Source organism: Vibrio sp. J502 (assembly GCF_025397955.1).
In the GTDB taxonomy this organism is placed as follows: domain Bacteria; phylum Pseudomonadota; class Gammaproteobacteria; order Enterobacterales; family Vibrionaceae; genus Vibrio; species Vibrio anguillarum.
Genome location: NZ_CP104554.1, coordinates 140,288 through 155,784 on the forward strand (window position 1 = coordinate 140,288; position 15,497 = coordinate 155,784).

Genomic DNA, 15,497 nt, shown 5'->3' on the forward strand with positions numbered 1-15,497 from the left:
CAAAAGCGGTAAAAATGAGCAGAATTGGTAGAGAGGATCACTTTTTGTAGCACGGAATGTTTTCACGCAAGAACGTTTGTCATCGGTTAAATTCATTCATTATCCAACAAACAGTCACGTATTTGTCATTTTAAACTTCTACGTTTAGAGCGTAAGAGGTTTATGGAATGACAGGAGTCGCTCATGCGTGCCATCGGACAAATTGTTAAGTTTGACGTAGCGTTTTCGCTATTTTGTTTACAGCATCGTTTTAATCAGCCTGTAGCGCAGATCAGCAAAGCTATTTCCCATACTGGGGATGGGCATTTGTACGCGTTGATTGGTGCTTTAGCTTGGTATTTAGACCCGCTTAATGGCCAGCTATTCTTAATGGCTGGACTGGCCGCTTTCGCGATTGAACTCCCTATTTATTGGGGATTGAAAAATAGCTTTCAGCGTCGTCGCCCTGAAGAGTTTTCTCCTTCATTCATTGCCTTTATTACCCCTTCGGATCGCTACAGTTTGCCCTCTGGTCATACGGCTGCAGGGTTTGTTATGGCGACATTAATTGGCCACTTCTATCCTCATAGCGATGCTTTTGTCTTGGTTTGGGCTGGCTTAATTGGCGTATCTCGCATCCTACTTGGGGTTCACTTCTTGACGGATATCGTGATTGGCGCGCTGCTTGGTGTAAGCAGCGCAAGATTTGCTTTGTGGTTGGTGGAGAGAGGCTTTTGAAAATTCTGTATGGTGTCCAAGGCACCGGAAATGGCCATATTGCTCGTTCACGAGTGATGAGTGAAGCGTTGAGAGAAGCCAAAATTGATGTGCAATTTCTCTTTTCTGGACGTGAAAAAGAGAAATACTTTTCGATGGAAAGTTTCGGTGATTACCAAACTCGGCGCGGTTTTACTTTTGAAACTGAACAGGGACACGTAAATTACGTTAAAACGGCGCTGAATAATAATTTGCTGACTTTCGTGAGTGAGACAAAAAACCTCGATTTGTCTCCGTATGATCTGGTCATTAATGACTTTGAACCAGTATCGGCATGGGCGGCTAAACAGCAAGGTATTCCGTGTATTGGGATAAGTCATCAAAATGCATTTCGTTATAATGTGCCTTTGAAAGGGGCAAGTTGGCTGGATAAACAGATTATTCAACAGTTTGCGCCTGCCAACTACCACGTCGGTTTACATTGGTATCATTTTGATCAACCGATCCTTCCTCCGATTATCTATCGTTCAGAGCAGCATACGTCTAGCGAGCATTTCATTTTGGTCTATCTTCCATTTGAGCATGTTGATGATATTCTTGAGTTGCTTTTTCGTTTTTCAAATCAAGCATTTATTTGTTATCACCCTTCCTTAATGGAAGCGCAATCCGTTGAAAATGTTGAGTTGCGTCCCTTATGTCATACCCATTTTCAATATCACTTGCATTGCTGCGATGGCGTAATTGCTAATGGTGGCTTTGAATTACCATCAGAAGCACTTTCATTGGGTAAAAAGCTGCTACTTAAGCCACTATCGGGTCAATTTGAGCAGCAAAGTAACGTTGCCACTCTTGAGAATCTCGGGCTTGCTGCATCTATGGAGTTTTTGGACCCGTCGGAGTTACGCCGTTGGTTGGATGAAAAACAGGTCGAGCGCGTTGTCTATCCTAATGTAGCGAAAGCCTTGGTTGAATGGGTACAAAATGGCAAATGGGATAATCATAAAGAGCTGAGCCAGTCTTTATGGCGGCAGGTTGATTTCCCTAGTTATGTGTCATTTAACTAATATTGACGAAACGCTTTGAATTTTGACGTAATTAATTTATTTGGTGAATGTATCAAGGTAAAGGCTTGTTATTCATCACTTGATTCAATGTTTTGAATAAAATGCATAAATTTTTCTGTTTTATGGTTTTTTATAAAAATACATCGTACTGATAAATAAGGACAATCTTTTTGTTTGGATAAAAAAAACTGATATTTTATCAATCTTGTTGCCAATCGATAAATGCTTAGCAGATAGTAGCCTCCACCCAGTTGTGTCTGGGTAAATATAATAAATGGCAGGTTATCTATTCTATACCGAATCAACTTGAAGATGCAGGCTTGAGAACCTGAAAATGATCATTAATTCGAGATGTCAAAGAGCCTGCGATCTCTGGAAGAGTCACAGAAAAAAATTGGTCTATTGCCGCCTTGAAGTCCCGTTTTCTTTTGAAGTAAACGTTGTTCCTCGACTTCTCATTCATTACTTTCCATAGCCGCTCTATTGGGTTGAGGTTTGGACTGTAAGGTGGAAGATAATGCAGTTTAATATTCAGGACAAACGCCGCATCTTTGACTAAGTCACTGCGGTGATATCCCGCACCATCTAATATGATATGAAGCTTATGGGCTAACGAATAACTCTCTCTTAACTTACAGAAAAAACGAACAATCGATTCACTGTTAATGCTCTCATAGTCGTGAACAATGGTTGCACCAATATCCGACAGGTTCAGTGCGCCAATAATGTTCAATCGGCTACGATTACCCGTTGTTTCAATCACTTTATCCTGACCAGTACGTATCCAGCCATGCGATATCTTTGTTGATAGTGTTGGGTGAACTGCATCGATAAAGACTATCGATTCATCCTCGCCACAGCTTGCCTTTAGCGCTTCATACGCCTCTATGAATGCTTGCTGTTTTGCTTCATCAAACTTGTGTGGTATGCCTTTCGGTTGCTTGTAGCTAAAACCATTATGGTGAAGCCATTTGTTCATACCAGAAACAGTATAATCAAGCCCAAACGTCTCTTTAACATAGGCGACAATTTGATGAGTATGAGAATAGGTTTTCTCAGTCAAATGCTCGATTAGGTGCATGGTTTGAATAGCAGAAAGCTTGCTTTGGCTTCCTCCATTCTCAGGCTTAAGTTTTTCAGAAAGTACGTAGTCACTGAGGTGACGTGCAACGGTCGATTCATGAATACGAAGAGCTTGTGAAATCATAGTCTGACTCCAGCCTTCAGAAGCCAGCAAAACAGCCTTAATACGGTCGCAAACTCGACTATCACGCTCAATGTCGTGCATCTGTTCGAGTTGCAGTTTCTGTTGAGGAGTCAGTGTGATTTTCATGGTTTGTAGCATGATCCTGATTCTATTGAAAATCAAGCATCTTCAATGATCACGGGTATAAAAAATTACTTTTACGGTATTGACGATAACAACAAGAGGCGTCCCAAAAATGTTAGATAAAAAAGATGCAATGAGCGCTATTGCTAGTTACCGCATGGAAAGCACATTACGTGGTGTAGATTTAAACCTGCTGACGGTTTTTGATGCAGTAATGCAAGAGCAAAATATTACCCGTGCTGCTCATAATTTGGGTATGTCTCAGCCAGCAGTCAGCAATGCTGTAGCGCGTTTGAAGGTAATGTTTAATGATGAACTGTTTATGCGACAAGGGCGAGGTATTCAACCTACTCAACGTGCACGTCAACTGTTCGGTCCGATGCGTCAAGCACTGCAATTAATCCGTAATGAACTGCCAAGTTCGGTGTTTTCTCCTGAAACATCAACCCGCTTATTTAAATTAGCGATTTGCAGTCCTTGTGATATGCGTTTCGCGCCGAAAATTATGTCATCAGTTCATGAACAAGCGCCTTTGGTCCAACTTCATCTTGATGCGGAATTTAACCGTTTGTTAGCCGAGCGTATGCGTTACCAAGAGATCGATTTTGTGATTGATTACGCGCGTTTTGATGAGCAAGGTTTCTCCAGTACGGAAATTTTCCAAGATGAATTAGTGGTGGTGGCATCTAAGTTTCATCCACGCATCAATGGCTCTGTTAACGCTGATAGCCTAACAGCTGAAAAGCATGCGAAGTTATCTCGCATCCATGGGCAACGTAGCTTTTCTGAGCAAGCATACCGCGAATTAGACTGTGTTCCTTATTATGAAGGGACCAGTTTGAGCAACGTGCTTTATGTGGTCGGACAATCTGAGTTGGTGACGATTGCACCTCGTTGGATGGTTGAGAATGCGGCTAACCGAGATCAGTTACAAATCCTCGATTTCCCATTTGCAAATGGTCAAATCAGTGGTTATCTCAGTTGGCATGAGTCTAGTGAAAAAGACAAAGGCCATATTTGGCTGCGTGATCAGTTAATGATGATTTGCGGCGAAGTTGTTGCATTAAACTAACGTTTACCCGTTAGTTTGTACGGTGATCTAAACTTAGTGATACGCCTCTTTGAGCCTTGAATTGGTTATATCCATTCAGGGCTTTTTTGTCTGTAGAATTAATTGATAACTTTGACATCCGTCAGTTGCCTTTTTTGCTTCTAAATGTACACTTGTGCGCTCAAAAAGCTTACATGTGTAAGCTACAGGTAAAAAAGATGCCCAATTTAAATTTCCATATCGTAAAAAGAATTCGTGAACAGATTGTCAAAGGTGGCGAGTGCATTGCTCTAAAACACAAAATAGAGAAAGAGTGGCATGGGATCAGCTGGAAGCAATTTGGTCAACGTATTGATGCGATGTCACTTGCACTTTTAACGCAAGGTATAAAAATCCAAGATAAAGTCGGGATTTTTTCGAATAACATGCCGCAGTGGACAATAGCTGACTTGGCTACTTTGCAGTTAAGAGCCGTTACGGTACCTATTTATCCAACTAATACGCCAGCGCAGGCCAGTTATATTATTCAAGATGCTGATGTCAAAGTGCTCTTGGTCGGTGAACAGGCACAATACGATGCGGCACTGGATTTTTTTGATGAGTGCGAACAGCTTGAATTAATTGTCGCCATGAGTGATGGCATTGATCTAAAAAGTTTTCAACATGGCATCCATTGGCAGACTTTTATTGAACAAAATACAGATGGCCAGCAAGCGGAATTAGAGTCTCGCCTTGAACAGGCGAATATGGTTGATCTGCTGACGCTCATCTATACCTCTGGCACCACAGGTCAACCTAAAGGCGTGATGCTTGATTACCGTAATATTGGCGCTCAGCTTGAAGGGCATGATGAGCGGTTAAACATCTCTAAGGATGATGTGTCACTCTGTTTTTTACCATTGTCACACGTGTTTGAACGGGCGTGGACTTTTTACATTCTTTACAGCGGTGCGACTAACTGTTATTTGCAGGATACGATGCAAGTACGTGATGCATTGAGTGAGCTAAAGCCAACGGTAATGTGTGCGGTTCCTCGCTTCTACGAGAAAATTTTCTCCGCTATTCACGAAAAAGTCTCGAAAGCGCCGTTACATCGAAAAGTGCTGTTTACTTGGGCAGTCAATATGGGGGCTAAGATGGCTCTTTGTCACCAAGAAAAGCGCCAACCATCCTTCATGCTGAAAAAGAGTTACGCGTTAGCGGATAAAATCGTGTTGTCTAAATTGCGTGCATTGCTTGGTGGGCGGATTAATTTCATGCCTTGCGGTGGCGCGAAATTAGATGAAACCATCGGCCGATTTTTCCATGCCATTGGCATTAACGTGAAGTTGGGTTATGGCATGACGGAAACCACAGCAACGGTTTCTTGTTGGGATGACCGGTGTTTTAATCCTGATTCAATAGGCATGTCGATGCCAGGAGCTCAGGTCAAAATCGGTGACAACAATGAAATTCTTGTTCGCGGACCAATGGTTATGCGCGGCTACTATAAAATGGCAGAAGAAACGGCGTTAGCATTCGATGAACAAGGTTTTCTCAAAACAGGAGATGCTGGGCACATTGATGAGCAAGGTAATGTCTTCATCACTGATCGTATCAAAGAGCTGATGAAAACCTCCGGTGGTAAATACATTGCGCCACAAGTTATTGAGGGAGCGATTGGTAAAGATCACTTTATTGAACAGATTGCGGTGATTGCTGACACACGTAAATTTGTATCGGCTTTAATTGTACCTTGTTATGACAGCTTGGAGGTTTACGCCAAGGAGCTCAACATCAAATATCATGACAGATTAGATCTTATCAAGAACAACCAAGTGGTTGAGATGCTGGAAAAACGAGTCAATGATTTGCAAAAAGAGCTAGCCAAATTTGAGCAGGTGAAAAAGTTTAAATTATTACCTAAGGCTTTTTCAATGGACAAAGGTGAGCTGACGCCGACTCAGAAACTGCGTAGAAAAGTCATTAGTGATCGTTACCAAGATGAAATCGAGGAAATGTACAAAGAAAAGACTAAAGGTGAGTAAGATTATCTTAAGATAGTTTTTTCATTGTTTAAAAATCCTCCACTTGCTTTTCAGATAAAGTGTGGGGGATTTTTTATATTACGACGGAAGTTAAACCTCGCTTCCTCATAACGTTACATTGCTGCATGGTAATATTTTTTGCTTTATTTTTGCTAATTATTCATGGATTGAGCTGTTTTTAATGCCAGTTTTACGATAGTTACCTAATAAAATTCCATTTAACCAAACATTTGCCAAAGTGTGCGCTATTTGGCGTTCGACCCGATGATAAGAAAGAGTTACAGTTGTTGCGTTACCTTGTTTTTTGTTATGACAAAAGCAAGACATAGCCGAAAGTGGAAAGTTTTCGAATTAGGCTACAAATAAGCCCTAAACTATGTAAAACCAGGCCCATTGACTGACCATGTGTTGGGTACTGGTAAGGAGAAAAAATGGCAACGCAATCCAATCAACAGATGTTATCTGGCGCAGAGATGGTGGTTCAATCTCTGATCGAAGAAGGTGTAGAGCAAATATTTGGATACCCAGGTGGTTCCGTTCTTGATATTTACGATGCGCTGCACGCAAAAACCGACCAAATTAAACATGTCCTTGTTCGCCACGAGCAAGCGGCCACGCACATGGCAGATGGCTATGCTCGAGCAACCGGAAAAACGGGTGTGGTACTTGTTTGTTCTGGCCCAGGGGCGACGAATACCGTCACAGGGATTGCTACCGCTTACATGGACTCAATTCCAATGATTGTTATTTCAGGCAACGTGCCAAATAACCTCATTGGTAACGATGCGTTTCAAGAATGTGACATCGTTGGGGTTTCTCGTCCGATCGTCAAACACAGTTTTCTTGTAAAAAAAGCTGAAGATATTCCTGAAACCATTAAGAAAGCCTTTTATATTGCCTCAACAGGGCGCCCGGGGCCGGTCGTGATCGATCTGCCTAAAGATGTGATGAATCCTCAGATCAAACTCCCTTACACGTATCCTGAGTCGATCAAACTGCGCTCATACAACCCAACTACTTCTGGTCATAAAGGGCAAATTAAAAAGGCGCTAAAAGCGTTGTTAGAAGCCAAAAAACCCGTATTGTACATTGGTGGTGGCGCTGTTATTTCAGGCGCAGATCAGCACATTTTACAACTGGCTGAAACGCTCAATTTACCCGTAGTCAGCACGTTAATGGGGCTTGGTGCTTTCCCTGGGACGCATAAAAATGCGTTAGGCATGCTTGGAATGCATGGCATGTATGAAGCCAATATGGCGATGCACAATGCGGATTTGATTTTCGGTATTGGCGTGCGTTTTGATGACCGTACAACCAATAATCTAAAAAAGTATTGCCCGAACGCTAAGATCATGCACATTGACATTGATCCTTCGTCGATCTCTAAAAATGTGCCAGTCGATCTGCCGATAGTGGGATCAGCCGAACAAGTACTGGAAACTATGCTGCAATTGCTCTCTGAGCAAGGTGGCTGTAATGATTCGCAGGCGCTTGAACTATGGTGGCAAGATATCCAAAGCTGGCGCGACCGCCAATGCCTAGCTTATGAGAAATCCAGCGAACGCATTAAGCCGCAGCAAGTGATTGAAACTTTACATAAACTGACAAATGGAGACGCATATGTGGCCTCCGATGTTGGTCAGCACCAAATGTTCGCCGCACTTTATTATCCATTCAATAAGCCTCGTCGTTGGATCAACTCTGGCGGTTTGGGCACCATGGGGTTTGGTTTACCCGCTGGAATGGGGGTTAAATTTGCCATGCCAGAAGAAGAGGTAGTGATTGTCACTGGGGATGGCAGTATTCAAATGAATATCCAAGAGCTTTCCACCGCGTTGCAATATGATATTCCAGTGAAAATTATTAACTTAAACAACCGTTTTCTTGGCATGGTAAAACAGTGGCAAGATATTATTTACCAAGGACGTCACTCTAATTCTTATATGAGTTCTGTTCCCGATTTTGCAGCAATTGCAGAAGCTTATGGCCACGTTGGCATCCGTATCTCACAGCCTGATGAACTTGAAGCAGGGCTTAAAAAAGCACTCGATATGAAAGATCGATTGGTTTTTGTTGATATTAATGTGGATGAAACGGAGCACGTCTACCCAATGCAAATTAAAGGCGAAGGGATGGACAAAATGTGGTTAAGCAAAACGGAGAGAACATAATATGAGACACATTATTTCAATATTAATGGAAAACCAATCGGGTGCTTTGTCTCGCGTTGTTGGTCTATTTTCTCAACGTGGTTATAACATTGAATCACTAACGGTTTCGCCAACCGATGATGCAACATTGTCACGCTTAAACATCACCACTAAGACCGATGAAATGCAACTTGAACAAATTCAAAAGCAACTGCATAAGTTGATTGATGTGCTTAAAGTGCAAGAAGTGTCAGAGTGCGAACACATTGAACGTGAGCTGATGATGGTGAAAGTCAAAGCCAGCGGTTTTGCGCGTGCCGAAGTGAAACGTACGGCTGATATTTTCCGTGGGCAGATCGTGGATGTCACTGCGGCGCAATATACTGTGCAGCTTGCCGGAACCAGCGAAAAACTCGATGCCTTTATTCAAGCGTTGTCGGAAGTCACTGAAGTAATCGAAGTCGCGCGAAGTGGCGTGGTAGGTATTGCTCGCGGGGAGCGAGCGCTTAAAGCTTAATTTACCGAGCTCCCTATCGAAATAAGGAAGGCCACATTTTATGTGGCCTTTTTGTCGTTTGGTGCTTTTACTAGAGAAGTGCTTAGTGAAGAATACGCGCACGAATGGTGCCGCTGATGCTTTTCAGCTTAGTAAGAGCTTCCGCAGAGCGAGCAGTTTCTACGTCAATCACTACATAACCGATATCCGCTGACGTTTGTAAATATTGAGCGGCGATATTGATCCCTTCTTCGGCGAAGATGGTGTTGATTTGTGTCAGAATACCCGGACGGTTTTCGTGAATATGCAGTAAACGCGAACTATCACGGTGAATTGGCAGCGATACTTCAGGGAAGTTCACGCTTGATAAGGTTGAGCCGTTATCTGAATATTTTGCCAACTTACCGGCTACTTCAATACCGATATTTTCTTGTGCTTCTTGAGTTGAGCCACCAATGTGCGGTGTCAGAATGACATTATCAAAATGCATCAGTGGGGATTCAAAAGGTTCAGAGTTTGTGGCGGGTTCTTCTGGAAATACATCTATTGCCGCGCCAGCTAGATGGTTTGATGCCAATGCATCGCAGAGTGCGGGAATGTCGACTACCGTTCCGCGTGCTGCGTTGATAAAGATAGAGCCAGGCTTCATGCGTGCAAACTCTTCTTTACCCATCATATTTTTAGTATCTGGAGTTTCAGGCACATGCAGAGAAATGACATCACATTTATTCAGTAGCTCGCTCATGGTATGTATTTGCGTTGCATTACCGAGTGAGAGTTTGTTTTCTATGTCATAGAAATAGACTTGCATACCGAGGTTTTCGGCAATGATACCTAGCTGGGTGCCAATGTGGCCATAGCCAATAATACCTAAGCGTTTACCGCGAGCCTCATAAGAGTTATCAGCACTTTTTTTCCAAATACCACGATGCGCCAATGCATTTTTTTCAGGAATCCCACGCAGTAGTAGCAGTGTTTGGCCTAAAACGAGTTCAGCAACACTGCGAGTATTCGAAAATGGTGCATTAAAGACAGGAATCCCGCGTTTTGCGGCTGCATTCAGGTCAACTTGGTTGGTGCCAATGCAGAAGCAGCCGATAGCAACCAACTTCTCTGCCGCGTTGATTACCGCTTCAGTCAAATTAGTGCGCGAACGAATTCCGATGAAGTGAGCATCTTTCACCGCTTCGAGCAGTTGTTCATCACCCAGAGAACCTTTGTGATACTCAATATTGCTGTAACCGGCAGATTGCAGTACTTCAACCGTTGAAGGGTGTAGCCCTTCGAGGAGTAAGATTTTGATTTTGTCTTTTTCGAGTGAAACTTTGGCCATTATTCTCGTCCTTAAAAATGGGAAGGTGGGCAAACACGGCGCACATAAAGCAAAAGGGCTAATGTAAAGAGGAAGATTAACCATTTTGTTGGAAGACAAACGTTTTCCTTGTGCGTCTTCTGACCAATAAAGTAACAAACTTTTTTTGTTTTGGGTAAGAAAATTACGAAATAAGGCATGATTTTCTAGGGCATAGCAAAGAAAAACGGCACCCATGGGTGCCGTTTGTAATGAAATAACGGAAAGTAGCCTTATTTTGTGACTTACTCTTCGATTTTGGCACCATTTTCCGTGCCAGTGATGACGACATCAGCACCTCGGTGAGCGAATAAACCAACGGTTACTACGCCGACAATCCCATTAATTTTATCTTCTAATGCTTTGGCATCAGTAATTTTTAATCCGTGCACATCCAAGATAACGTTACCGTTATCCGTTATTACGCCATGGCGATAGGCTGGATCACCACCAAGTTTCACCAGTTGACGTGCCACATAAGAGCGCGCCATTGGGATCACTTCAACTGGAAGTGGGAATTGACCTAGAACATCGACCGCTTTTGTACCATCAACGATACAAATGAATTTATCCGCAATAGCGGCAACGATTTTTTCTCGAGTGAGCGCAGCGCCGCCGCCTTTGATCATATCGCGCGCAGGGTTGATTTCATCTGCGCCATCAACATAAATATCGAGTTGATCAACATCATTGCAGTCGAACACTTCAATACCTAGGCCTTTTAGCTTCTCTGTTGAGGCGATAGAACTTGAAACCGCACCTTTAATATCATCTTTAATCGAACCCAGTGCATCAATGAAGTGATTGACCGTTGAACCCGTACCCACACCAACGATGCTGCCTTTTTCTACATATTTGAGTGCGGCCCAGCCGGCGGCTTTTTTCATTTCATCTTGAGTCATGCCAATCTCCTGATATCGATTTATAGTGACGGTAATGTTGCGGGGCGATTATAGCCTCAATAATTTATGATTCCCATTGCCAGATTTGGCTTGGAGTCACTATTTGAGGTAAAGGTATATCCCATGCTTCGCTCGGCAGATGAGTCACTTGTTGGCAATCATGAGCTAAACCTATGGGTAGGGCACCTTTACCCGTTTTAAACCAAGCTTCTAACGTACGATCATAATAGCCGCCGCCCATCCCGAGCCTTTGCCCTGTTTGATCAAATGCCACCAATGGTGTGCAGATGATATCTAGCTCATTTACTGATTTGATCAATGTTTGGTTGAGCTTGGGTTCGGCAATGCCGTATTTATTTCGCGTCATTATGGTTTGAGCATCATAGCGCAAGAACAATAAATTCCCACTCGAGAAGGGGTGTAAAACGGGAAGATAGGTCTGTTTGCCTTGTTGCCATAACCACGCTATGAGCGGTTGTGTTTCTAGCTCACCATCGGTTGCCAAGTAGAGGGCAATGTGCTGACTCGTTAAAACTTCAGGCAGTGTTGAAAAACGAGAGACAAGTTCAATTGAAGCGTGTTTTTGCTGCGTAGGTGATAGCTGTTTACGCCGCTGGCGGATGACTTGACGAAGTGTGTGTCGAGTGTTTTGCATAAGGATACCCCAGAGTGCCGTTGCGGATTTTGGCCCTTGAACCAGCTGGTTCAAGGCGGATCAGCAATGGTAACCGCAGGCTTCTCGGTACGAGCCGAGCTTGCTCAATAGCTACCAAGTACTAACCCTTTGGTGTTGCTTATCGGCTCAGGGACTTAAATCCGGCTGACAAACACTCTAGGGTAAATTTGGTTACGCTGGTAAAGACTACTGCTGTCCTAGCTTCACTTTACTGATGGCATCTTCAAGAGATGCAGCGAGCTGTTCCATGCGCTCGGTTAATTGATTTTGTTGGCCTAGGCTCTCATTGTTTTTGGTTTGCAATTCATAACAAATGTTGAGCGCAGTAATCGTGAGTAGCTTTACCTCATTGGTAACTTTAGTACGCTCTGCCATCTCTTTCAATCGGTTATCAAGATCTTGCGCCGCTTGGATTAAAGACTGCTCTTGTCCCGCAGGGCAATTCACACGAGTCAATTTTCCTAAAATTTCTACGTCTACCGCTTGATTACTCATGATGGATGAACTCTTATCGCGCTGTCTAAGATGGTGCCACTCACATGCCCATCGAGGTGGAAACTATAGGTAAAGCGGCCCTAAGATTCAAGCTTTTCAAAGCGAGCAGTAAAAAATGAGGGACTAAAAACACAGTTATTAGGCAAATTGAGTAAAAGCTACCCACAATTAACGCTTTGAGCATTTTCGCATTGGAAGCTAAGTGGTAGGATCGCGCTTATTTGATTTTATTACGAGCTTCCCATGAGCGAAAAAAAACTACCGGATTATCTTTCTCTTGCCACTGCCCTTCAATCTGCAGCACTTGCGGTTAACCCTGCTGAGTTGCATGGGTTGCTAACGGGCATGCTGGCCGGTGGTCTGGGCTTAAATGATAAGAGCTGGCAGCCACTTATTTTTGATTACACTAACGAAGGTATGGGTTGGCCAGATCGTCCGTTGACATTGGCTGAACAAGTACTCACCTTTACAATCGAAGAGCTCACTGGTAGCGGGATGGAGTTGTCACTACTGTTGCCAGATGAAGAGGCGAGTGCCAGTGTATTTGATTTGGCTGATGGCGTAGCCGACTGGGTAAATCACTTTATTTCTGGGCTTGGCTTGATTGGGGTTGTTTTGAAAAAAGCGTCCGCAGAGACTAAAGAGGCCTTGGCTGATCTAGAAGAAATTGCCAAGCTCGGTATCGATGAAGAGGATGACTTGGATGAGCAAGCTCAACTTTTGGAACACGTCATCGAGCATATAAAAGCTTGTGTGTTAACAATTCATGCTGAATTTGGTATCAAACCTCTACAAGAAACTCAGCCGACCGTGCATTAAAGAGAGATGACTGTGAAGCAATTTGATGTGATTATCGCTGGTGGGGCGATGGCCGGTGCAACACTGGCGTTGGCCTTAGATACGCTTTCTCAAGGAAAGCTTGCGATTGCTGTGGTCGAAGCGCACCCGCTGGATGGTAAGCTCGCCCATCCCGGCTTTGATTCGCGTTCAATTGCTTTATCCCACGGTAGCGTACAAATTTTGCAAAATCTCTCCTTGTGGCAGTCGCTGCAAGAGGTCGCCATCCCAATTACACATATTCATGTGTCGGATCGGTCTCATATTGGGATGACCGATATCACTTGTCAGCAACTCGATTTAGAAGCATTAGGTTACGTGGTTGAATTAGCCGATGTTGGGCAGATTTACGCGCAAAAAATGCAGCAGAGCCCGCATATTGAGTTATTTTGCCCAAGCGCGGTTCAGCAAGTGGAACGCAGTATGGATAAGGTCACTGTCACCCTTAACGATCAACGAACGATCCAAGCTAAGTTATTGGTCGCAGCCGATGGGGCGATATCGACCTGCTGCGAGCAAATCGGCCTCATCCAACAAGAGCATGATTTTGAACAGGTCGCGGTTATTGCTAACGTTGTGAGCTCAAAAGCTCATCAAGGACGGGCGTTTGAACGATTTACCGCCGATGGTCCTGTAGCGTTATTACCAATGAGTGATAATCGACTCTCTTTAGTTTGGTGTTTACCTCCCGCGAAAGCCCAGCAAGTTTTTTCACTCAGTGATGAGGGTTTTTTAGCACAGCTTCAAGATGCGTTTGGTTGGCGTTTAGGGCGAATGAATAAAGTGGGCACTCGTGCCTGCTATCCATTACAACTGCGTTATCGAGAGCAGAACATTTCACATCGTTTTGCCATTGTGGGCAATGCCGCTCAGACATTACATCCGATTGCGGGACAAGGTTTTAACTTAGGTATTCGAGATGTGGCAAGCTTGGCGGATGAGCTTATCAAGCAGCAAGCCGATGTTGGCTGCTATCACGGCTTACAGGCTTTTTCCCAACGCCGAGAAGCGGATCGTGATGCCACCATTAAGCTGACATCATCCCTGGTGCATCTCTTTTCCAATGATTGGCTAACCACTCGTATTGGTCGCAATGTAGGCCTCATGATGATGGATAATTTACCGTGGCTGAAAATGCCGCTACTGCGCCGAACGCTTGGCGTAGTGAATAGATAAAAGGGTCTGTATATGATGCAAAGTGTCGATATTGTCATTGTGGGTGGCGGAATGGTTGGCCTTGCACTGGCCGCCGCATTAAAGCATAGCGAACTGCGCATCGCCGTGATTGAGGGCCGAGTACCCAGCCTTGAACTTGCAGAGCTGCCGGATGTGCGAGTCTCCGCTTTAAGCCGTTCCAGTGAAATCATGTTGCGAAACCTTGGTGCATGGCAAGGCATCATTTCTCGTCGCTCTGCGCCTTATTCGGCGATGGAAGTGTGGGAACGCGATAGTTTTGCGCGGATCGAATTTAGTGCCAATCAAATGACTCAGCCGGATCTGGGACACATTGTTGAGAATCGCGTCATTCAATTAGCCTTACTCGAACAAGTACAAAAGCAAGCGAATGTGACACTCTTTATGCCCGCTCAATGCCAATCGCTGGCTGTCGGAGAAAGTGAAGCGTGGCTAACGCTCGATAATGGTCAATCACTCACCGCAAAATTGATAGTAGGAGCCGATGGCGCAAACTCTTGGGTTCGTCAGCAGCAAGACATTCCATTAACCCATTGGGATTATGGACACAGTGCGCTAGTGGCAAATGTCCGCACGGTGGAACCACATCAATCGACGGCAAGGCAAGTGTTTACACCACAAGGTCCACTGGCCTTTTTACCTATGTCTGATCCTCATATGAGCTCAATCGTTTGGTCTACAGAGCCCAACCGAGCGCAGCGCTTGCTCAGCCTGTCTGAGCTCGAATTCAATAAGATACTGACCGCTGAGTTTGATCATCGTTTAGGTTTGTGTGAGGTGGTCGGTGAACGTGCTGCTTTCCCACTTAAAATGCGTTATGCCCGAGATTTTGCTTTACAACGAATCGCACTCGTTGGTGATGCGGCACACACCATCCATCCGCTAGCCGGGCAAGGTGTTAATTTAGGTTTACTTGATGCTGCAAGCTTAGCTCAAGAACTACTCGCGTTGTGGCATCAAGGTGAAGATATTGGCTTGCTCAAAAATTTGCGAGGTTATGAACGTTGGCGAAAAACAGAAGCCGCCAAAATGATTGCCGCGATGCAAGGTTTCAAAGATCTTTTTGAAGGTGATAACCCGGCGAAGAAACTGATCCGTGGCATTGGCATGCAGTTGGCTGGACAACTTCCTGGAGCCAAAGATGAGATTATGAAAAGAGCACTGGGTTTAAAAGGTGATTTACCTGATCTTGCCAAGAGTAAAATGGTGCTGCTTGAGCCCTAACAGT

The 15,497-nt window shown here is 44.1% G+C and carries 14 protein-coding genes and 1 other RNA gene; 9 read left to right on the forward strand and 6 right to left on the reverse strand.

Going from position 1 to position 15,497, the window contains the following annotated elements; all coding sequences use genetic code 11:
* Window positions 1–183 precede the first annotated feature (183 nt).
* Window positions 184–717: a phosphatase PAP2 family protein gene (locus N5E84_RS00820; RefSeq protein ID WP_017042702.1), complete on the forward strand. Its 534-nt coding sequence runs from the start codon at window positions 184–186 to the stop codon at window positions 715–717.
* Window positions 714–1,760 (forward strand): MJ1255/VC2487 family glycosyltransferase, encoded by a 1,047-nt coding sequence (locus N5E84_RS00825; RefSeq protein ID WP_029388282.1) that lies wholly within the window; start codon window positions 714–716, stop codon window positions 1,758–1,760. The genes N5E84_RS00820 and N5E84_RS00825 overlap by 4 nt, the downstream gene beginning before the upstream one ends.
* A 301-nt stretch (window positions 1,761–2,061) precedes the next feature.
* On the opposite strand, the gene N5E84_RS00830 is transcribed toward N5E84_RS00825, so the two are convergent.
* Entirely contained in the window at window positions 2,062–3,093 is a 1,032-nt protein-coding gene (locus N5E84_RS00830; protein ID WP_026027704.1) for an IS630-like element ISVa15 family transposase, read from the reverse strand.
* A gap of 109 nt (window positions 3,094–3,202) precedes the next feature.
* Here N5E84_RS00830 and leuO point away from each other — a divergent pair, with 109 nt between their 5' ends.
* The 4 genes from leuO to ilvN all read left to right on the forward strand — a co-directional run bounded on the left by leuO (window position 3,203) and on the right by ilvN (window position 8,835).
* A complete protein-coding gene (leuO, locus tag N5E84_RS00835) occupies window positions 3,203–4,162 on the forward strand; it encodes a transcriptional regulator LeuO (RefSeq protein WP_029388455.1) in 960 nt (319 codons plus the stop codon).
* A gap of 197 nt (window positions 4,163–4,359) precedes the next feature.
* Complete coding sequence (locus tag N5E84_RS00840; protein WP_029388456.1) at window positions 4,360–6,168, forward strand: AMP-dependent synthetase/ligase; 1,809 nt, start codon at window positions 4,360–4,362, stop codon at window positions 6,166–6,168.
* Between the two features lie 431 nt (window positions 6,169–6,599).
* Window positions 6,600–8,339, forward strand: coding sequence for an acetolactate synthase 3 large subunit (locus N5E84_RS00845; RefSeq protein WP_019283327.1), 1,740 nt, complete (start codon window positions 6,600–6,602; stop codon window positions 8,337–8,339).
* Between the two features lies 1 nt (window position 8,340).
* Window positions 8,341–8,835, forward strand: a complete 495-nt coding sequence (gene ilvN, locus N5E84_RS00850; protein ID WP_010319822.1) for an acetolactate synthase small subunit — start codon at window positions 8,341–8,343, stop codon at window positions 8,833–8,835.
* An 82-nt stretch (window positions 8,836–8,917) separates the two neighbouring features.
* On the opposite strand, the gene serA is transcribed toward ilvN, so the two are convergent.
* From serA to N5E84_RS00875, 5 genes are all read right to left on the reverse strand, one after another.
* Window positions 8,918–10,147: a phosphoglycerate dehydrogenase gene (serA, locus tag N5E84_RS00855; RefSeq protein ID WP_026028313.1), complete on the reverse strand. Its 1,230-nt coding sequence runs from the start codon at window positions 10,145–10,147 to the stop codon at window positions 8,918–8,920.
* Between the two features lie 263 nt (window positions 10,148–10,410).
* The gene (gene rpiA / locus N5E84_RS00860) at window positions 10,411–11,067 is read right to left on the reverse strand and encodes a ribose-5-phosphate isomerase RpiA (protein ID WP_010319820.1); all 657 of its coding nucleotides are present in this window, start codon (window positions 11,065–11,067) and stop codon (window positions 10,411–10,413) included.
* Window positions 11,068–11,131: 64 nt separating this feature from the next.
* Window positions 11,132–11,722: a 5-formyltetrahydrofolate cyclo-ligase gene (locus tag N5E84_RS00865; protein WP_026028707.1), complete on the reverse strand. Its 591-nt coding sequence runs from the start codon at window positions 11,720–11,722 to the stop codon at window positions 11,132–11,134.
* Between the two features lie 2 nt (window positions 11,723–11,724).
* A non-coding RNA gene (gene ssrS / locus N5E84_RS00870) (6S RNA) lies at window positions 11,725–11,909 on the reverse strand.
* A 20-nt stretch (window positions 11,910–11,929) separates the two neighbouring features.
* Entirely contained in the window at window positions 11,930–12,238 is a 309-nt protein-coding gene (locus N5E84_RS00875) for a cell division protein ZapA (RefSeq protein ID WP_019283329.1), read from the reverse strand.
* A gap of 243 nt (window positions 12,239–12,481) precedes the next feature.
* Here N5E84_RS00875 and N5E84_RS00880 point away from each other — a divergent pair, with 243 nt between their 5' ends.
* The 3 genes from N5E84_RS00880 to N5E84_RS00890 are packed head-to-tail and all read left to right on the forward strand — an operon-like array spanning window position 12,482 to window position 15,493.
* Window positions 12,482–13,057 (forward strand): YecA family protein, encoded by a 576-nt coding sequence (locus tag N5E84_RS00880; RefSeq protein WP_017046479.1) that lies wholly within the window; start codon window positions 12,482–12,484, stop codon window positions 13,055–13,057.
* A 12-nt stretch (window positions 13,058–13,069) separates the two neighbouring features.
* Window positions 13,070–14,251, forward strand: coding sequence for a 2-octaprenyl-6-methoxyphenyl hydroxylase (ubiH, locus tag N5E84_RS00885; protein WP_029388457.1), 1,182 nt, complete (start codon window positions 13,070–13,072; stop codon window positions 14,249–14,251).
* A 12-nt stretch (window positions 14,252–14,263) separates the two neighbouring features.
* Window positions 14,264–15,493, forward strand: coding sequence for an FAD-dependent 2-octaprenylphenol hydroxylase (locus N5E84_RS00890; RefSeq protein ID WP_013856022.1), 1,230 nt, complete (start codon window positions 14,264–14,266; stop codon window positions 15,491–15,493).
* The last annotated feature ends 4 nt before the right edge of the window (window positions 15,494–15,497 follow it).